Source organism: Micromonospora globosa (assembly GCF_000717585.1).
In the GTDB taxonomy this organism is placed as follows: Bacteria; Actinomycetota; Actinomycetes; order Mycobacteriales; family Micromonosporaceae; genus Micromonospora; species Micromonospora aurantiaca.
Window position 1 is genome coordinate 55,648 of record NZ_JNZR01000010.1, and the last position, 19,142, is coordinate 74,789.

A 19,142-nucleotide genomic window follows, 5' to 3' on the forward strand; every position below is an offset into this window, starting at 1 on the left:
GGGCGGACCGGCTCGACGGGTGCCCGGGAGCGGGCCCGCCCGCCCTGACAGAATGCGGGGGAGCAGTGAGTGGACCAGATTGAGGAGACGCCAGCCGTGATCCGTACCCACAATGCCGGAAGCCTGCGCGCCGCGGACGCCGGCTCGACGGTGACGCTCGCCGGGTGGGTGGCCCGCCGGCGCGACCACGGCGGTGTCATCTTCGTCGACCTGCGCGACGCCTCCGGCGTCGTGCAGGTGGTCTTCCGCGAGGAGGACGCGCACGCGCTGCGAAACGAGTTCTGCGTCAAGGTCACCGGCGAGGTGACCCGCCGCCCGGAGGGCAACGAGAACCCGGACCTGCCCACCGGCGAGGTCGAGGTGACCGCGTCCGAGCTGGAGGTGCTCTCCGAGGCCGCGCCGCTGCCGCTGCCGGTGGACGACCAGATCGAGGCCGGCGACGACATCCGGCTCAAGTACCGCTACCTGGACCTGCGCCGGGGCGGCCCGGCCAAGGCCATGCGGCTGCGCTCGCGGGCCAACCAGATCGCCCGCGGCGTGCTGCACGAGCGGGACTTCCTGGAGATCGAGACGCCGACGCTGACCCGCTCCACCCCGGAGGGCGCCCGCGACTTCCTGGTGCCGGTGCGGCTGCAGCCGGGCAGCTGGTACGCGCTGCCGCAGTCGCCGCAGCTGTTCAAGCAGCTGCTGATGGTCGGCGGCATGGAGCGGTACTACCAGATCGCCCGCTGCTACCGCGACGAGGACTTCCGCGCCGACCGGCAGCCGGAGTTCACCCAGCTCGACATCGAGATGTCGTTCGTCACCGAGGACGACGTGATCGACCTCGGCGAGGCGATCGTCTCGGCGCTGTGGAAGGACCTCGCCGGCCACGAGATCGCCCGGCCGATCCCGCGCATCACCTGGCACGACGCCATGTCCCGCTACGGCTCCGACAAGCCGGACCTGCGCTACGGCGTGGAGCTGACCGAGCTGACCGACTACCTGCGCGGCACCGAGTTCCGGGTGTTCGCCGGCGCGATCGACGCGGGCGGCTACGTCGGCGCGGTGGTCATGCCCGGCGGCGCGTCGCAGACCCGCAAGGAACTGGACGGCTGGCAGGACTGGGCCAAGGCGCGCGGCGCGCGCGGCCTGGCGTACGTGGTGCTGGACGCCGAGACCGGCGAGGCGCGCGGCCCGGTGGCGAAGAACCTGTCCGAGGCGCACCTGTCCGGCCTGGCCGACGCGGTCGGCGCGAAGCCCGGCGACGCGGTCTTCTTCGCCGCGAGCACGAACACCCGCGAGGCGCAGGAACTGCTCGGCGCGGCCCGGATCGAGATCGCCAAGCGGGCGAACCTGATCGACGAGAGCGCCTGGGCGTTCTGCTGGGTCGTGGACGCGCCGATGTTCGAGCGCACTGACGAGGGCGGCTGGACCGCCGTGCACCACCCGTTCACCTCGCCGAACGCCGAGTGGGTGGACCGGTTCGAGGAGGCACCGGACCGGGCGCTCGCCTACGCGTACGACATCGTCTGCAACGGCAACGAGATCGGCGGCGGCTCGATCCGTATCCACCGCGGCGACGTGCAGCAGCGGGTGTTCGACCTGCTCGGCATCACCGCCGACGAGGCGCAGGACAAGTTCGGCTTCCTGCTGGAGGCGTTCAAGTACGGCGCCCCGCCGCACGGCGGCATCGCGTTCGGCTGGGACCGGGTCTGCATGCTGCTGGCCGGCGCGGACTCGATCCGCGAGGTCATCGCGTTCCCGAAGACCCGGGGCGGCTTCGACCCGCTGACCGGCGCGCCCACCCCGATCACCGGGCAGCAGCGCGCCGAGGCCGGCATCGACGCCAAGCCGAAGGCGCCGGCCGGCCCGCACGCCGGCACCGCCGGCCCGGCCGCGCCGGTGGCCGACCCCACCTGATCCTCGCCTCGTCGAAGGGCCCGCGTCATGATGACGCGGGCCTTTTCGATCTTCAGGGGGACTGATGCGTCTGCTCGTGGTGGGAGCCAGCGGGTTCCTCGGCGCCGAGGTGTGCCGGCAGGCGGTCGCCGCCGGGCACCGGGTGGCCGGCACGTACCACTCCACCGCCGTGGCGGTGCCCGGCGTCGCGCCGCACCGGCTCGACGTGACCGACCGCGCCGCCGTGCGCGAGCTGCTGACCCGGGTACGCCCCGACGCCGTCGTCGCCACCCCCTACCGGTACGACGACTGGGCGGTCACGGCGGACGGGGCGGCCCACATCGCGGTCGCCGCCGCCGAGGTGGGCGCCCGGCTGGTGCACCTGTCCAGCGACGCGCTGCACGCCGGGCGCCCGAAGCCGTACGCGGACGAGGACGTGCCCACGCCGCTGCACCCGTACGGGGCGGCGAAGGCGGCGGCGGAGACGGCGGTGCGGGCGGTGGATCCGGGCGCCGTGCTGGTGCGGACGTCGCTGATCGTGGGGAAGGGCAGCAAGCAGATCCAGCTCTGCCGGGACGCGCTGGCCGGCCGGGCCACGTTGTTCACCGACGAGCTGCGCTGCCCGGTGCACGTCGCCGACCTCGCCGCCGCGGTGCTGGAGCTGGTGCCGGGCGACTACGCCGGGCTGCTGAACGTGGCCGGGCCGGACGCGGTGAGCCGCGCCGAGCTGGGCCTGCTGGTGGCCCGGCACGACGGGGCGGACGCGGGCGGGCTGCGGACGACCACGATCGCCGCCGCCGGACTGCACCGTCCGGGCGAGGTGGTGCTGGACTCCAGCCGTGCCGCGGGGCTGCTGCGGACCCGGCTGCGCGGGATCACCGAGCTGTACGGCTAGTTGCACAGATTCTTTGCAAGCGTCTTGTGCACGGAAAGTGTGCACAGATATTGTGCATCTCATGGAGGAGAAGAAGCGGCCCGAGGAACGCGCCGTACGCATCGACCACCGTCAGGTTCGCGCGCTGGCCCAGCCGCTGCGCATGCGGCTGATCGGGGCGCTGCGCGTGGCAGGCCCGTCCACCGCCACCGCCCTGGCCGAGATGCTCGGCACCAACAGCGGCGCGACCAGCTACCACCTGCGCCAGCTCGCCGAGGTCGGTCTCGTGGTCGAGGACCCCAACCTCGGCACCGGCCGGCAGCGCTACTGGCGGGCCGCGCACGACGTCACCAACTGGGAGTCGAGCGACTTCGACGACGACCCCGACTCGCGGGCCGCGATCGAGTGGCTGGAGGCCGACTACGTCCGCTTCTTCGCCGGACACGCCGAACGCTGGTTCGCCCAGCGGCACCAGTGGGGACCGGCCTGGCGCGACGCGTTCGGCATGGGCGACTTCTTCATGCGGATCCCGGTCTCCCGGCTCGAAGCGATCAAGGAGGAGGTCTTCGCGCTCTTCGAGCGGCACCGCGACGAGACCGACCCCGACGATCCCGACGCCGAGACGGTCCAGCTCTACCTCGCCGCCCTCCCGATGGACGCGGCGTTCCCGCGGCCCGCCCCGCCGTCCACCGAGGAGAAGCCGTGACCGCGCTGTCCGTACGCCAGATCCGGTTCCGCTACCTCACGCTGTACGGCCTGCGCTGGCTGCCCAGCGGCCTGCTCATGCCGGTGATGATCCTGCTGATGCAGGAACGCGGGCTCACGCTGTCGCAGATCGGCCTGGTCGCCACCGCGCAGGGCCTCGTCGTGCTGGCGCTGGAGCTGCCCACCGGCGGCTTCGCCGACGCACTCGGCCGCAAGCCGGTGCTGGTCGTCGCCTGGGTGCTCGGCCTGGGCTCGCTGGCGCTGATGGCGGTCGCCGACTCGTTCTGGATGTTCTTCCTGGTCTGGGCGTTGCAGGGCGTCTACCGGGCGCTCGACAGCGGCCCGATGGAATCCTGGTACGTCGACGCCACGCTCGCCGTCGACCCGAAGGCCGAATACGAGCGCGGCCTCGGCTGGGCCGGCACCGTGATCGGTGTCGCGATCGGCGCGGGCGCGCTGCTCAGCGGCGGCCTGGTCGCGCTCGGCCCGGTCGGCCCGGTCAGCGCGCTGGCCCTGCCGGTGATCGTCGCCGCCGTGCTCCAGGCCGTCTCCATCGTGGCGCTGCTGGCGCTGATGGCGGAGCGGCGGCCCGCGTCCGGCCCGGCCGCGCTGCGCGCCTCGGTGGTCGACGCGCCCCGGATGGTCGGGCAGGCCGTCGGGCTGCTGCGCCGCAACCGGGTGCTGGCGGCCCTGGTCGCCGTCGAGCTGTTCTGGGGCTTCGGCATGGTCACCTTCGAGTCGCTGCTCCCGGTACGCCTCGCCGACGTGCTCGGTGACCCGGACCGCGCGGCGGCGCTGCTCGGCCCCGCCGGCACGGCGGCCTGGCTCGCGAACGCCGCCGGTGCCGCGCTCACCCCGTTCCTGCTGCGCCGCCTCGGCGCGGCCCCGGCCGCCGCGCTGATGCGCATCCTGCAGGGCGTGACGGTGGTCGGCATGGGCCTGCTGGCCGGCCCGGTCGGTGTGCTCATCGCGTACCTGGCCTGCTACGCCGTGCACGGCGCGTCGAACCCGCTGCACATGGGACTGCTGCACCGGCAGGTCGACGGCCCGTACCGGACCAGCGTGCTCTCGCTGAACTCGATGGCCGCCCAGCCGGCCGGCGCGCTCGGCGCGGTGACGCTGACCGCGCTGGCCGACGCCACGAGCGTCAGCATCGCCATGGTCGTCGGCGCGGTGATGCTCGCCGTGGCCGCGCCGCTCTACCTGCCGGCCTGGCGGGCCGCCCGCCGTACCCGGCAGGACGTCACCGTGGAACCGGAGTCGACGGTAGGCGGCCCCGGCCACGCCGGCCCGCCCCTCGACGCGGCCCCCGCGGTGGCCGCGCCCGCTCCCGCCGGCCGCGACTGATCCGACCGGCCGGGTGGAACGCCATGGGTGTCTCGGACGTCGTTCGACACCCATGGCGTTCCACCCACGCCGTCGGGGCGTCGCGCGTCAGGCGAGCTCGACGGAGGTGCGGCGTTCGGCGGCGGTGAAGCCGAGCCGGCGGTACAGCCGGATCGCGCCCACGTTGTCCGGGTAGACGCCCAGCGCCACGGCGTCGTACCTGCCGAACAGGGCGCACGTCATCCCGGCGGTCAGCGCCGCACCCAGCCCTCGGCCGCGATGCTTCGGTGCGACAGTCAGCCCGGCCAGGAAGCCGATGTCGCCGCGGCTGCGGTCGGCGCCGCAGGCGAGCAGGCGGTCACCGTCGCGGATGCCGTACCAGTCGACGATGCCCGGCTCGCCCGGCCGCGACGTGGTGGCCGGGAACGCCTCCTCGATCAGCGCGGCCAGGGCGGGGTGGTCGGCCTCGGTGAGGCGTACCACCCGCTCCTGCTCCGGCTGGTGCGGCGGCGGGCCGGTGGCCCAGAGGAGGTCCCACTCGGTCAGCCGGGCCACCGGCAGTCGCGCGGCCACCTCGTCCGGATCGGCGTGGGACAGGTTGACCGACTGACCGGCCCGCAGCGTCCCGTCCGCCCGCTGGGCGGCGAACACGTCGAGCGCCGGGCCGGGGGCGCCGACCGCCCCGCCGGCCGACCAGCCACCCGGTGGCAGCAGCCATCCGACCGCGCCGTCGTGCCGCCATCCCCGTACGGCCCCGCCGCGCCGGAGCGCGTGCCGGGCGTACGGGTGGTGGCCGGCCGCGGCGAGCAGCCCCTCCCGTTCGGTCAGCGACTCGTCGACCGTGATCATTCCGCCAGCGTACGACCATCCCCGCTGGTACCGAGGGCCGAGGCACCGCCTGTTCCACGGTGGAGATTGACGAACAGACCGATTGGGTACATCCGTCGCCGACCTGCTGGGAACCCCCACCGGAGGAACGACATGCTCGCCATTCTCGCGGCCATCGTGTTCGGCTTCGCGCTGCTGCTCGACTTCATGAACACCGACCTCGGCGCGCCCGATCTGTTCAGCACCACGACGCTCATGCTCATCGGCTTCCTGCTGCTCTCGCTCTACCTGGCCGGGGTCGGCTCCGGCCCGCGCGGCGGCGGTGGCGGCCGGTGGTACCGGGGCCGGCGGCCGGGTCGCGGCTGACCGGAAAAGACCACCCGGGTCGGGGCGGCGGCGCGATTCCGGCGTCGTCGGCCCGGCCCGGTACTGTCTTCGTGATGGAATCGGACGCCCTCTTCACCCTCGGCGAGCCGGCCGGCGCACCCGCGGGCGCGGGCGGCGCCGACGGCTTCACCGACACCCGGGCGGACTCGCCCCTGCCGGTGCGGATGCGGCCGGCCGGCATCGACGAGCTGGTCGGGCAGGAGCACCTGCTCGCGCCGGGGGCGCCGCTGCGCCAGCTGGTCGAGGGCGCGGCGCCGATGTCGGTGATCCTCTGGGGGCCGCCGGGCAGCGGCAAGACCACCATCGCGCACCTCGTGGCCCGGGCCACCGACCGGCGGTTCGTGGCGATGTCCGCGCTCACCGCGGGCGTCAAGGACGTCCGCGCCGTGATCGAGACCGCCCGCCGGCAGCGCCGGTCCGGCGGCCCGCCGACGGTGCTGTTCATCGACGAGGTGCACCGGTTCAGCAAGACCCAGCAGGATTCGCTTCTCGCCGCGGTCGAGGACCGCACTGTCACGCTGCTCGCGGCGACCACCGAGAACCCGTACTTCTCGGTCATCTCGCCCCTGCTGTCGCGCTGCGTGCTGCTCACCCTCCAGGCCCTCGACGACGACGACGTACGCGGCCTGCTGCGCCGCGCGGTGGCCGACGAACGCGGGCTCGGCGGCGCGCTGGTCCTGGCCGAGGAGGCGGAGGACCACCTGGTCCGGCTCGCCGGGGGCGACGTGCGCAAGGCGCTCACCGCGCTGGAGGCGGCGGCTGCCACCGCGACCGCGCTCGGCACCGGCCGGATCGACCTCGCAGTGGCCGAACAGGCGGTCGACGTGGCAGCGGTGCGATACGACCGCGACGGCGACGCCCACTACGACGTGACGAGCGCGTTCATCAAGAGCATGCGCGGCTCGGACGTGGACGCGGCACTGCACTGGCTGGCCCGGATGGTGGTGGCCGGGGAGGACGCCCGGTTCATCGCCCGCCGGCTGGTGATCTTCGCGAGTGAGGACGTGGGAATGGCCGATCCCACCGCGCTGACCGTGGCCACCGCGGCCGCCCACGCGGTCGAGTACGTGGGCCTGCCGGAGGCACAGCTGAACCTGGCCCAGGCGGTCATCCACCTGGCCACCGCGCCGAAGTCGAACTCGGCCACGACAGCGATCGGCGCCGCCGTCGCCGACGTACGCGCGGGTCGTGGCGGCGCGGTGCCGCGCGGGCTGCGCGACGCCCACTACTCCGGCGCGCGGGGCCTCGGCCACGGCGCCGGCTACCGCTACCCGCACGACGACCACCGGGGGGTGGTCACCCAGCAGTACGCTCCGGACGACCTCGTCGGAACCGACTACTACCAGCCCAGCGGGCACGGCGCGGAGCGGGCGGTGGCCACCCGGCTGCCGCTGTTGCGCCGGATCGTGCGCGGGCTGCCGGCTCCGGCGACCCGGGCGGAGGCCGGCGCCCCGGCCGCCGCGAACGGGGCCCGGGTGGGGGGCGGCGAGCAGTCCAGCGGGGCGAGTGAGGGCGGCAGCGATGCCGCCGAGGGGGGTCAGTAGTGATGGCGCGTGGTCCGGAGCGGCCGGCGGACGGCCCCGACGAGCGGCGCGACCCGCGCGGCAAGGGCCGCCGGTGGGGACGCGGCCGGGCCGAGCCCGAGCTGGACCCGACTGTCGTCGGCGAGGAACTCGGCTGGATCGACGACCTGCGCACCGCCAAGCAGCAGGGCGGCGAACTCGGACCGGACGGGGGCGTGCCCGCGCCGCGGCCCGACGCCGATCCGTCCTGGCCGGACGGCGAGCCGTCCCGGCCACCCCGCCCGGCCGCCGCACCGGGGCCGGGCCCCGGCATGCCACCCGGCGGCCGACAGGCTCCGCGGCCCCCGGCACCGGGCTCCCCGCCGCCCTCGACCGGTCAGCCGGTTCCGCCACCCTCGCCCGCCGGCCGGCCCGGTACTCCGCCGGCCGGCGCGCCCCAGACTCCCGGCCGGGCCGTTCCGCCCCCGGCTGCCGCGCCGCAGACTCCCGGCCGGGCCGTTCCGCCGCCCGCCGCGCCGCACACGCCCGGCCGGCCCCATCCGGGCGGGCCCGCTCCGGTCGGCCGAACCGACCCGACGCTGCCGCCCGTGACCGGCCGTCCGGGTCCGGCTGCGCCCCCGGCCCCCGGTCGACCGGGCATGGACACGCCTCCGCCGCCGGGACGGTCCGGCGTGGACACCGCCCCGCCGTCCGGCCGGCCCGGCGTGGACATGCCCCCGGCCCCCGGGCGTCCGGCCGCGGACACGCCGCCGGGGGCCCGCCCACCGGTCGTGGACGCGCCCTCCGGCGGTGGCCGTCCCGGCCCGGAGACGCCGCCCGGTGGTGGCCGGCCCGGTCCGCGTCCGCCGGTCATGCGCCGCCCCGACACGCCCGGTCCGGCCGCGCCGCCGGTGCGCCCCGGCGGTCCCGAGACCGGTGCCCCGCGCCGGCCCGGTGACGGCCCCTGGCCGGGCGGCCCCGAAGCCGGTGCCCCGCGCCGCCCCGTCGACGGTCCGTGGCCCGGCGTGCCCGAGGCGCCCCGTCCGGCCGACGCGCCGTACCGCCGCCGCGTGGACGGACCCACCGGCCAGCAGCCGCCCGTCGCCGGCACCCGCGTCCCGCCCGCTGCGCCACCGCCCGGCCGGGCACCCGCCGCCCCGGGCCGCCCGCCCGCCGACGGCGACAGCCGCGTACCGCCGACGCCCCGCGGCCGGCACGGAGCCGGGCCCGAGGTCCCGCACCAGGCCGATCCGACGATCCCGCCGCCGTCCGGCGGCCGCCGGGCCCGGCCGGACGACACCGCCGGCATCCAGCCGGTCTCCGGTGGTGCCCGCCGGGCGCGCGCCGAGGACGCCGACGCCGTCCAGCCCGTTCCGGGGGGACGCCGAGCGCGCCCCGATGACGTGGCACCCGGCACCCAGCCGGTCTCGGGGGCGGGCCGCCGGGCCCGTGCCGACGATGTTCCGCCCGGTACCCGGCCGGTCTCCGGTGCGGGCCGTCGCGCCGCGCCGGAAGGCGTCGTATCCGGCGGGCCGGCCGGACGAGTCGTTCCGGACGCCGCCCCGGTCTCCGGTGGCGGGCGACGCGCCCGGCACGACGAGCCCACCGGCGGCCACCACGTGCCCGCCCCTGGCGGCGGCTCCGCAGCCGTGCCCACTCCGGGCACCGGCCGGCGGGCCGCCCCGGACCGCTCCCCGGTACCGCGCAGCGGAAACGCGCCGGACCTGCCGGGCGCGCCCGTCTCCGGCAGCCCGGCGACCGGCCCGACCCCGCCCGCCGGCCGCCGCGGCGCGCCCGCCGGCCGCGGTGCCGCGCCCGACGGCCGCCGGACCGCGCCCGACGAGCCGGGCGGTACCGGCGTCGGCGCCGAGACACCCGGTCGCCGGGCCGCCCGTGACGACGCCGGTGAGCCGCGGCCGCAACGGCCCGACCGGCCCGCCGACTGGCTGCGGCAGGCGGGTCGCACGCCACACACCGACCCCGCCATGCCGGTCACCCGCCGCCCGGCCGGCGCTCCGGCCGACCAGCCGTCCGGCCGTTCCGAAGCGCCCGCCGGCCGGGCCGGCGTCGCCGTCCCGCCGGTGCGTCCCGAGCCGGGTACGCCGTCCCGGCGGCCCGGACCGCCCGGCCCCGACGTGCCGGCGCGCGCCGAACCGGCGGTCCGCCCCGACCAGCCCGGCCCGGTCGTGCCCCCGGCCCGGCCTCAGCCGTCCGACCCGTCGCCCGGTAGGCCCGGCCCGGCCCGCGGCGCGGCCCGCCCCGGTGTCGCGCCCACTCCCGGCCCGCGCGGCGACGTCGAGCGCACGGGTGGGATTCCGGCCGGCGGTGGCCGTCCCGGTGGTGCCCCCGCGGGTCCGGCCGGTCCCGGTCCGCGTGGTGACGTCGATCGCACGGGGGGGATTCCGGCCGGCGCCGGCCGCCCCGGAGCCGGTCCGGCTGGACCCGGAGCCGGTCCGGCTGGACCCGGTGGCGACGGACGCGGGGTGGCACGCCCCGACGACACCCGGCCCGGTGCCGGGCCTCGTCCGCCGGTGGCCCCCGGTGCCAGAGGGCCGGCAGGCGACGGCCCGGTGCCGCCCGGTGCCCCGGTGACCGCCCGCGCGGCAGCCGGCGTGGCCCGCCCGGTCGCGCCGGACGAGCGGACCACCGGACGGGCGACGCCACCCGGAGCGGAGCCGGACCGGACCGGACCGGGCAACGCGGCGACACCGGCGGCGGCCCGGGCGGCTGTGGTCGTACCCCCGGGGGAGCCCGCGGGGCCACGGCCCGCTGCGGGCGGCGCGCCGCGGCCCGGCGGTCCCGGACCGGACGACAGCGGCGCGGAGGCCGGTGGTCTGCGCGGCGCCCGGTCGGAGCTGCGCCGGCAGATGCGCGAACGCAGCCGGCTGCGGCTGGGCATCCTCGCCCTGGTCAGCCTCGTGCTGCTCGGTGCGGTGCCGCTCTACTTCGGGATGCGTACGCTCAGCCGCGACCCGGTCTTCGACACCCTCGACGCGCTCGCCGTGCCCGCCTGGGCACAGAGCAACACGGTCGACAACGTCAGCGGCAGCCGCTGGTGCCTCCAGGACTGCCGCCTGCGTGAACGCTCCGTCGAGTCGGAGCAGGGGTGGAAGGAGACCGTCGCGGTCTACGAGGAGGCGCTGGCCGGGGACGGTTGGCGGCGCTGGAAGGTCGACCGTTGCCCGGACGAGAAGGTCCCTGGTAGCTACACCTGCTGGCGCCGGGACGAACTCACGCTCGACCTGTGGGTGCGCGACCGCACCTGCACGCCCCCGCCGGTGGACGGGGCGCCCGCGCCGACCGCGCCGCCCGCGCCCGCAGCGGCGGAGTGCACCGGCTCGTTGGTGTCGGTGAAGGTGCGCAACGCGATCGACGACGAGCGCACCGGACCGACGCCGACCACCGATCCGTCACTCACCGGTGAGGATCCGTACCCGACCCTGACCGACGACCCGCTGGGCGAGGCGACCCCCTCACCGTCGTGAGCCGACTTTCATCACGGACGGTAGGGTCTGGGGCTGGCACGCCCGTCCGTGCCCGGTGACCGGGTCGGCGTGGCGCGAAGTGGGTAGGTACGGTCGCGCGTTCCGGGGCGTCGGGTTCCGGGACACTGCTTGAGGAGGACTTTCGCGTGAGTGGTGGAGAGATCGCTGCGCTGATCGCGGCCGGCGCGTTCCTGATGCTGGTGCTCGTGCTCGCGGTGCCGATCCTGCGGCTGCGGCACACCGTGGACGCGACGACCCGCATGATCACCGACGTGAACGAGCGCACCGCGCCGCTGCTGGGCGACGTGAACACCACTGTGAAGAACGTCAACGTGGCGCTGGAGCAGGTGCAGACCTCGCTGGACGGGGTGAACCTCCAGCTCGCCAAGGTGGACACCATGACCAGCCACGCGCAGAACGTCACCGCGAACGTGGCGAACCTGGCCACCGTGGTCTCCGCCGCCGCCGCGAACCCGCTGGTCAAGGTGGCCGCGTTCGGGTACGGCGTGCGCCGGGCCGCCTCCGCCCGCCGGCACGCCGAGACCGAGCGCGAGGTGCGCGACACGATCAAGCAGCAGCGTCGCGCCGCCAAGCGCGGCAACCGCTGACCCCGGCCGGCGTACGCGGGAAGGATGAGAACATGAGGCGGTTGTTCTGGCTGGGCATCGGGCTGGCCGTGGGCGTCCTGGTGGTGCGCAAGGCCACCCGGACGGCGCAGGCGTACACCCCGGCCGGCATCGCCAGCGGGCTGTCCGAGTCCGCCGGTGGTCTGGTCGAGTCGCTCCGGGCGTTCGTGGACGACGTCCGGGTCGGCATGGCCGAGCGTGAGCAGGAGATCCACGAGGCCTTCGCCCGCGGCGAGGTGTACGACGACCAGTTCGCCGAGCTGCGGGAGGACCCGCGTATCGGTGACCGAGAGATTTTCCCGGAGGACCACCAGCGATGAAGACGGCGGAGATCAAGCGGCGGTTCCTCGCCCACTTCGAGGCGAACGGGCACACCGTGGTTCCGTCCGCTCCGCTGCCCGCCATCAGCGACCCGAACCTGCTGTTCATCAACGCGGGCATGGTGCAGTTCGTGCCCTACTTCCTGGGCCAGCAGACCCCGCCGTACGCGCGGGCGACGAGCGTGCAGAAGTGCATCCGGACGCCGGACATCGACGAGGTCGGCAAGACCAGCCGGCACGGCACGTTCTTCCAGATGAACGGCAACTTCTCCTTCGGTGACTACTTCAAGTCCGGGGCGATCCCGCTCGCCTGGGACCTGGCCACGAAGCCGGTCGAGGCGGGCGGCTTCGGGCTGGACCCGGAGCGGATCTGGGCCACCGTCTACCTGGACGACGACGAGGCGTACGACATCTGGCGGGCCACCGGCGTGCCGGCCGAGCGGATCGTGCGCCGCGGCAAGGCCGACAACTTCTGGTCGATGGGCATCCCCGGCCCGTGCGGCCCGTGCTCCGAGCTGTACTACGACCGCGGCCCGGCCTACGGCCGCGAGGGCGGCCCGGAGGTCGACGAGGACCGCTACCTGGAGTTCTGGAACCTCGTCTTCATGCAGTTCGAGCGCGGTCCGGGCGTCGGCAAGGAGGACTTCCCGATCCTCGGTGACCTGCCGGCGAAGAACATCGACACCGGCATGGGCCTGGAGCGGATGGCCTCGCTGCTGCAGGGCGTGGACAACCTCTACGAGATCGACGAGGTCAAGCCGATCCTCGACAGGGCCGCCGAGCTGACCGGCAAGCGCTACGGCGTGCACTCCGGTCACGCGGCCAACGAGTCGCACCCGGACGACGTACGGCTGCGGGTGATCGCCGACCACGTGCGTACCTCGCTGATGCTCATCGGCGACGGGGTGACCCCGTCGAACGAGGGCCGGGGCTACGTGCTGCGGCGGATCATGCGCCGGGCGATCCGGGCGGTGCGGCTGCTGGGCTACCAGGACCGGGCGCTGCCCGAGCTGCTGCCGGTGGCCCGCGACTGCATGGCGCCGTCGTACCCGGAGCTGGCCGAGGACTTCGGCCGGATCTCCCAGTACGCGTACGCCGAGGAGGACGCGTTCCTGGCCACGCTGCGCGCCGGCACCACGATCCTGGACACCGCCATCGCCGAGACCAAGTCGGCCGGCCAGGCGGCGCTCTCCGGCGACAAGGCGTTCCAGCTGCACGACACGTACGGCTTCCCGATCGACCTGACCCTGGAGATCGCCGCCGAGCAGGGGTTGCAGGTCGACGCGGAGGGCTTCCGCCGGCTGATGGCCGACCAGCGCAGCCGGGCCAAGGCCGACGCGCAGGCGCGCAAGACCGGGCACACCGACGTGTCGGCGTACCGGTCGGTGCTCGACGGCGGCGGTCCGGTGGAGTTCACCGGCTACACCGAGCTGAGCCGGGAGTCGCGGGTACGCGCGCTGCTGTCCGGCGGCGCCGCGGTCTCGGCGGCGGTCGAGGGTGACACGATCGAGCTGGTGCTCGACACCACCCCGTTCTACGCCGAGGGTGGTGGCCAGCAGCCCGACCAGGGGCTCATCACTGTGGGCGGCGGCCAGGTCGAGGTCTTCGACGTGCAGCAGCCGGTGCCCGGCCTGATCGTGCACCGGGCCAAGGTGGTGCGCGGCGAGGTGCGTTCCGGGGAGACCGGGTACGCCGAGATCGACGTGTCCCGCCGCCGGGCGATCTCCCGCTCGCACACCGCCACGCACCTGGTGCACCAGACGATGCGCAACTTCCTCGGTGAGTCGGCGACCCAGGCGGGTTCGCTGAACGCGCCGGGCCGGCTGCGGTTCGACTTCAACACCCCGACGGGTGTGGCGCCGAGCGTGCTGCACGACGTCGAGCAGCAGGTCAACGAGGTGCTGCTGGCCGACCTGGAGGTGCACGCGTTCGTCACCAGCCAGGAGGAGGCCCGGCGGATCGGGGCGATGGCCCTGTTCGGCGAGAAGTACGGCGAGCGGGTCCGGGTCGTCGAGGTCGGTGACTACGCCCGCGAGCTGTGCGGCGGCACGCACGTGGCCCGCTCCGCCCAGCTCGGCCTGGTGAAGATCCTCTCCGAGGCGTCGGTGGGTTCCGGCGTACGCCGGATCGAGGCGCTCGTCGGCATGGACGCGTTCGGCTTCCTGGCCCGTGAGCACCTGCTGGTGTCCCGGCTGGCCGAGCTGTTCCGGGTGCCGGGGGAGCAGGTCGCCGACCGGGTGGAGCAGACGGTCACCCAGCTGCGCGACGCGGAGAAGGAGCTGGAGAAGCTGCGCGCCCAGCTCGTGCTCGGCGGGGCCGGCGCCCTGGCGGCGCAGGCGAAGGATGTGCGCGGCGTCGCGTACGTCGGCACCGAGGCGCCGGAGGGCGCGGCGGCGAACGACGTGCGGACCCTCGCTCAGGAGATCCGGGGCCGGATCGACGCGGCCCGCCCGGCTGTGATCGCGGTGGCCGCCCGGGCCAACGGCAAGGCGTCGCTCGTGGTGGCCGTCAACCAGGCCGCCCGGGGGCGGAACCTGAGCGCGAAGGACCTGGTCAAGGCGGCGTTCTCCGGCCGGGGCGGCGGTAGCGACGACCTGGCCCAGGGCGGCGGCCTGCCCGCGACGGAGGCGCCGAACCTGCTGGTCACCGTCGAGCGGGCGGTCGCCGACGCGGCATGAGCGAACGCACCGAGCGGAGCGAGGGCCGTGAGGGCATGCCCGGCCGGCACGGCATGAGCGAACGCACCGAGCGGAGCGAGGGCCGTGAGGGCATGCCCAGCCGGCACGGCATGAGTGCACGGATGTACGCCAGGGCGGACCACCCGGTCCGCCCTGGCCCGTACCGGCGGGGAGGTGTCCGCCCGTGAGTGAGGTGTCCCGTGGCGTCCGGCTGGGTGTCGACGTCGGCCAGGTCCGGGTGGGGGTGGCGCGCTGTGATCCGCACGGCATCCTCGCCACGCCCCTGGTGACGCTGGCCCGTGATCTGACCGCGGAACCGGACGCGGTGCCCGCCGACATGGCCGAGCTGGTCCGGCTCGCCGCCGAGCACGAGGCGGTGGGGATCGTGGTCGGGCTGCCGGTCAATCTCGCCGGGAAGCACGGCCCCGCGGCGCTGAACGTATCAGCATATGCCAGCCGATTGGCTGATGTAATGAGGCCGATTCCGGTGACGCTGACGGACGAGAGGATGTCTACCGTCGTCGCGAGTCGTAGGCTGGCCGAACGGGGCGTCCGGGGAAAGCGCCAACGAGCGGTGGTCGACCAGGCCGCCGCGGTGGAGATTCTGCAGAGCTGGCTGGACGCACAGCGGAGGCGGACGCAATGATCGACGATCTTGATCTGGGGTTCGACGAGCCGGACAGGGGGGAGAAGGGCCGGCACCGGCGCGGCGCGGTGCGCCGTCGCCAGGGCAAGTCCGGCGGCGGCCGGGGCAAGACCCTTCTCGCACTCGCTCTCGCGCTGGTCCTGCTGGGCGGCATCGGCGGCGGCGCGTTCTACGGCTTCGACCGGGTCCAGAACTACTTCGTCACACCCGACTACGACGGCTCCGGCACCGGCGAGGTGACCGTCGAGATCAAGCAGGGCGCGCTGATCGCCGACATGGCCGACGCGCTCGTCGCGGCCGACGTGGTGAAGAGCACCAAGGCGTTCATCGAGGCCGCCGAGGAGAACTCGCGCAGCAAGAACATCCAGCCCGGCACGTACAAGATGCGCAAGCAGATGAGCGGTGACGCGGCGGTCGTGGCCCTGCTGGACCTCAAGAACAAGATCGTCAACGGGATCACCATTCCCGAGGGCCTCACCGCGAAGACGGTCTACAAGCGGCTCTCCGAGAAGACCGACATCCCGGTCAAGGACTTCGAGGCCGCGGCGAAGGATCCGGAGGCGCTCGGCGTACCGGACTGGTGGTTCAAGCGTTCCGACGGCAAGAAGGTCAACCCGTCGATCGAGGGCTTCCTGTTCCCGGACACCTACGAGATCCCACCGAAGGCCACCGCCGAGACGGTGCTCAAGCTGATGGTGGACAACTTCCTCACCGTCACCTCCGGCATGCAGTACGCGGAGAAGGTGCAGAAAGATCGCGGCGGCATCACCCCGTACGAGGCGCTGATCGTCGCCTCGCTCGCGCAGGCCGAGGCCGGCAACAAGGCCGACCTGGGCAAGGTCGCCCGGGTGGCCTACAACCGGGTCTACGGCGAGTTCCCCTGCAACTGCCTCGAGATGGACGTCACGGTCAACTACTACCTGGAGCTGACCGGGCAGAAGACCAAGGCGTCCAAGGACATGACCGCCGCCGAGCTGGACAACCCGAAGAACCCGTACAACCGCAAGCTGCGCGGGCTGGTCCCCTCGCCGATCAACAACCCCGGCAAGGAGGCGCTGGAAGGCGCGCTGAGCCCGCCGGACGGCAAGTGGCTCTACTTCGTGGCGATCAGCAGGGACGGCCGCTCCGCGTTCGCCGAGACCTACGCCGAGCAGAAGCGCAACGAGCAGAAGGCCAGGGAGGCCGGGATCATCTGATGGCCGATCCCCGCCGCGCCGCCGTGGTCGGCAGGCCGATCGCCCACTCGCTCTCCCCGGTGATCCACACCGCCGGGTACGCGGCGGCCGGGCTGACCGGCTGGTCGTACACCCGGATCGAAGCCGGCGCCGACGAGCTGCCCGGCCTGGTCGCGGGCCTCGGCCCCGAATGGGCCGGGCTGTCGGTGACCATGCCGGGCAAGGAGGTGGCGCTCGCGCTGGCCGACGAGGTCTCGCCGGCCGCCGCCGCCGTCGGCGCCGCCAACACGCTGGTACGCCGACAAGACGGCACTTGGTACGCGGACAACACCGACGTCACCGGCATGGTCGAGGTGCTCACCGGCGCCGGCTGCGTGGCCGGGGCGGTCGTCACCGTGCTCGGTGCGGGTGGCACCGCCCGGGCGGCCATCGCGGCGGCGGCCCGGATCGGGGCGGCCGAGGTGACTGTGGTGGCCCGCCGCCCGGAGGCGGTCGACGAGCTGCGCCCGGTCGCGGCGGCGGCCGGGGTGCCGCTCGCTGGCGCCGAGTGGGACGGCGCACCCTCCCACGCCCGCGCCGACCTGGTGATCTCCACAGTGCCCAAGGGCGTCGCCGACCCCCTGGCTGACAACTTCGACTGGCGGCCGGAGTCGGTCTTCTTCGACGTGGTCTACGACCCGTGGCCCACGCCGCTCGCGGCGGCGGCGCTCGCCGCCGGGTGCCGGGTGGTCTCCGGGCTGGACCTGCTGCTGGCCCAGGCGTTCGGCCAGTTCGAGCACTTCACCGGCGTCACCGCCCCACGCACCGCGATGCGCGCCGCGCTGCCGGTGTAAGGAAGGGCCCCTTCTTAACGCCTCCGGTAGAGGAAGGGTCCCCTGTTAACACCTCACCCGTCGGGCGGCGGACCAGCGTACGGAGGTGGCCTGTCCGGTTGGCGGGACGCGGCGGGCGGCGTACGCCGGTGACCACCGGGCGTGACAGACTGACCGTCGTGTTGCGCTGGCTGACTGCAGGTGAATCGCACGGACCCGCCCTCGTCGCGATGCTGGAGGGCGTACCCGCCGGCATCGAGGTGACCACCGGGGAGATCTCCGGCGAGCTGGCCCGGCGCCGGCTCGGCTACGGCCGGGGTGCCCGGATGTCGTTCGAGCAGGACGAGGTCGAGATCATCGGCGGGCTCCGGCACGGGGTGACGCTCGGCAGCCCGGTGGCGATCCGGGTCGGCAACTCCGAGTGGCCCAAGTGGCGCACAGTGATGGCCGCCGACCCGGTCGACCCGGAGGAGCTGGCGAGCCAGGCCCGCAACGCGCCGCTGACCCGTCCCCGCCCGGGTCATGCCGACCTGGCCGGCATGCAGAAGTACGGGCACACCGACGCCCGGCCGATCCTGGAGCGCGCCAGCGCCCGGGAGACCGCCGCCCGGGTCGCGGTGGGCACCGTCGCCAAGGCGCTCGTACGCCAGGCGCTCGGCGTCGAGATCGTCTCCCACGTGGTCGAGCTGGGCCCGGTGGCGGTCAAGCCGGGGCTGCGCCCCACGCCGGAGGACGCCGCGCGCATCGACGCCGACCCGCTGCGCTGCCTCGACGCCGAGGCAAGCGCCCGGATGGTCGCCGAGGTCGACGCCGCGAAGAAGGCCGCCGACACGCTCGGCGGCGTGGTCGAGGTGCTCGCGTACGGGGTGCCGCCGGGCCTGGGCAGCCACGTGCAGTGGGACCGCAAGCTCGACGCCCGCCTCGCGACCGCGCTCATGTCGATCCAGGCGATCAAGGGCGTGGAGATCGGCGACGGCTGGCAGCAGGCCCGCTCGCGCGGTTCGGAGGCGCACGACGAGATCGTGCCCACCGCCACCGGGGTGCGGCGGATCACCGACCGGGCCGGTGGCCTGGAGGGCGGCATCACCACGGGTGAGCCGCTTCGGGTGAAGGCGGCCATGAAGCCGATCTCGTCGCTGAACCGGGCGCTCGCCACCATCGACGTGACCACCGGCGAGCCGGCCACCGCGATCAACCAGCGCTCCGACGTGTGCGCGGTCCCGGCCGCTGCGGTGGTGGCCGAGGCGATGGTCGCGCTGGTGCTGGCCGAGGCGGCGGTGGAGAAGTTCGGCGGCGACTCGATTGCCGAGATGCGCCGCAACCTCAACGGTTACCTCGACAGCCTGGTGATCAAATGAGCACCCGGCCGGTCTGCGTGCTGGTCGGGGCGCCCGGCTCCGGCAAGACCACTGTCGGCACGGCGCTCGCCGAGGCGCTCGGCGTCGACTTCCGGGACACCGACGCCGACATCGAGAACCTCGCCGGCAAGCCCATCCCGGAGATCTTCGTGGACGAGGGCGAGGAGCACTTCCGTACCCTCGAACGGGCCGCCGTGGCGGCGGCGCTCGCGTCGCACGCGGGCGTGCTCGCGGTCGGCGGCGGCGCGGTCCTGGCCGAGGAGAACCGGGCCGCGCTGATCGGCCACACGGTGGTGCACCTGTCGGTGGAGCTGCCCGACGCGGTCAAGCGGGTCGGTCTGGGCGCCGGGCGGCCGCTGCTCGCGCTGAACCCGCGCGCCACGCTCAAGCACCTGATGGACCAGCGCCGCCCGCTCTACGCCGAGGTGGCGACCGCGACTGTGGTCACCGACGGCCGTACCCCGCAGGAGCTGGCCGCGGAGATCGCCGCCCTGCTCAAACCCTGACAACGCCCCGCCCCCGCCGTGTCCGGCTCTCTC

At 74.7% G+C, this 19,142-nt stretch carries 16 protein-coding genes; 15 read left to right on the forward strand and 1 reads right to left on the reverse strand.

Annotated elements, in window-relative coordinates; translation table 11 throughout:
- Positions 1-96: 96 nt before the first annotated feature.
- The 4 genes from aspS (at position 97) to IF06_RS0112120 (ending at position 4,807) form a co-directional block, all read left to right on the forward strand.
- A complete protein-coding gene (gene aspS, locus IF06_RS0112105; RefSeq protein ID WP_030271027.1) occupies positions 97-1,902 on the forward strand; it encodes an aspartate--tRNA ligase in 1,806 nt (601 codons plus the stop codon).
- 64 nt (positions 1,903-1,966) lie between these two features.
- A complete protein-coding gene (locus IF06_RS0112110) occupies positions 1,967-2,776 on the forward strand; it encodes an SDR family oxidoreductase (protein ID WP_030271028.1) in 810 nt (269 codons plus the stop codon).
- 61 nt (positions 2,777-2,837) lie between these two features.
- The gene (locus IF06_RS0112115; protein ID WP_013474882.1) at positions 2,838-3,461 is read left to right on the forward strand and encodes an ArsR/SmtB family transcription factor; all 624 of its coding nucleotides are present in this window, start codon (positions 2,838-2,840) and stop codon (positions 3,459-3,461) included.
- A complete protein-coding gene (locus tag IF06_RS0112120; protein ID WP_030271030.1) occupies positions 3,458-4,807 on the forward strand; it encodes an MFS transporter in 1,350 nt (449 codons plus the stop codon). The genes IF06_RS0112115 and IF06_RS0112120 overlap by 4 nt, the downstream gene beginning before the upstream one ends.
- Before the next feature lie 87 nt (positions 4,808-4,894).
- On the opposite strand, the gene IF06_RS0112125 is transcribed toward IF06_RS0112120, so the two are convergent.
- Positions 4,895-5,635: a GNAT family N-acetyltransferase gene (locus tag IF06_RS0112125; protein ID WP_030271031.1), complete on the reverse strand. Its 741-nt coding sequence runs from the start codon at positions 5,633-5,635 to the stop codon at positions 4,895-4,897.
- Between the two features lie 132 nt (positions 5,636-5,767).
- Between IF06_RS0112125 and IF06_RS0112130 the strand changes: the two genes are divergently transcribed.
- The 11 genes from IF06_RS0112130 to IF06_RS0112185 all read left to right on the forward strand — a co-directional run bounded on the left by IF06_RS0112130 (position 5,768) and on the right by IF06_RS0112185 (position 19,109).
- On the forward strand, positions 5,768-5,980 hold the full coding sequence (locus IF06_RS0112130; RefSeq protein WP_013285485.1) for a hypothetical protein: 213 nt from the start codon (positions 5,768-5,770) through the stop codon (positions 5,978-5,980).
- Between the two features lie 74 nt (positions 5,981-6,054).
- A complete protein-coding gene (locus IF06_RS0112135; RefSeq protein ID WP_030271033.1) occupies positions 6,055-7,545 on the forward strand; it encodes a replication-associated recombination protein A in 1,491 nt (496 codons plus the stop codon).
- 2,825 nt (positions 7,546-10,370) lie between these two features.
- Positions 10,371-10,988, forward strand: a complete 618-nt coding sequence (locus IF06_RS34860) for a hypothetical protein (RefSeq protein WP_013285489.1) — start codon at positions 10,371-10,373, stop codon at positions 10,986-10,988.
- 146 nt (positions 10,989-11,134) lie between these two features.
- Positions 11,135-11,596 carry a DUF948 domain-containing protein gene (locus tag IF06_RS0112145; protein ID WP_013285490.1) on the forward strand — a complete coding sequence of 154 codons (462 nt, stop codon included), beginning with the start codon at positions 11,135-11,137 and terminating at the stop codon, positions 11,594-11,596.
- Between the two features lie 32 nt (positions 11,597-11,628).
- Complete coding sequence (locus IF06_RS0112150; RefSeq protein ID WP_013285491.1) at positions 11,629-11,934, forward strand: hypothetical protein; 306 nt, start codon at positions 11,629-11,631, stop codon at positions 11,932-11,934.
- The gene (gene alaS / locus IF06_RS0112155; RefSeq protein ID WP_030271036.1) at positions 11,931-14,612 is read left to right on the forward strand and encodes an alanine--tRNA ligase; all 2,682 of its coding nucleotides are present in this window, start codon (positions 11,931-11,933) and stop codon (positions 14,610-14,612) included. The genes IF06_RS0112150 and alaS overlap by 4 nt, the downstream gene beginning before the upstream one ends.
- A gap of 184 nt (positions 14,613-14,796) precedes the next feature.
- Positions 14,797-15,258: a Holliday junction resolvase RuvX gene (gene ruvX, locus IF06_RS0112165; protein WP_013285494.1), complete on the forward strand. Its 462-nt coding sequence runs from the start codon at positions 14,797-14,799 to the stop codon at positions 15,256-15,258.
- On the forward strand, positions 15,255-16,454 hold the full coding sequence (gene mltG, locus IF06_RS0112170) for an endolytic transglycosylase MltG (RefSeq protein ID WP_013285495.1): 1,200 nt from the start codon (positions 15,255-15,257) through the stop codon (positions 16,452-16,454). Before ruvX ends, mltG begins: the two co-directional genes overlap by 4 nt.
- Positions 16,454-17,266: a shikimate dehydrogenase gene (locus tag IF06_RS0112175; RefSeq protein ID WP_013285496.1), complete on the forward strand. Its 813-nt coding sequence runs from the start codon at positions 16,454-16,456 to the stop codon at positions 17,264-17,266. Before mltG ends, IF06_RS0112175 begins: the two co-directional genes overlap by 1 nt.
- A gap of 158 nt (positions 17,267-17,424) precedes the next feature.
- On the forward strand, positions 17,425-18,603 hold the full coding sequence (gene aroC, locus IF06_RS0112180) for a chorismate synthase (RefSeq protein ID WP_013285497.1): 1,179 nt from the start codon (positions 17,425-17,427) through the stop codon (positions 18,601-18,603).
- Positions 18,600-19,109, forward strand: coding sequence for a shikimate kinase (locus IF06_RS0112185; RefSeq protein WP_013285498.1), 510 nt, complete (start codon positions 18,600-18,602; stop codon positions 19,107-19,109). Before aroC ends, IF06_RS0112185 begins: the two co-directional genes overlap by 4 nt.
- Positions 19,110-19,142: the final 33 nt, after the last annotated feature.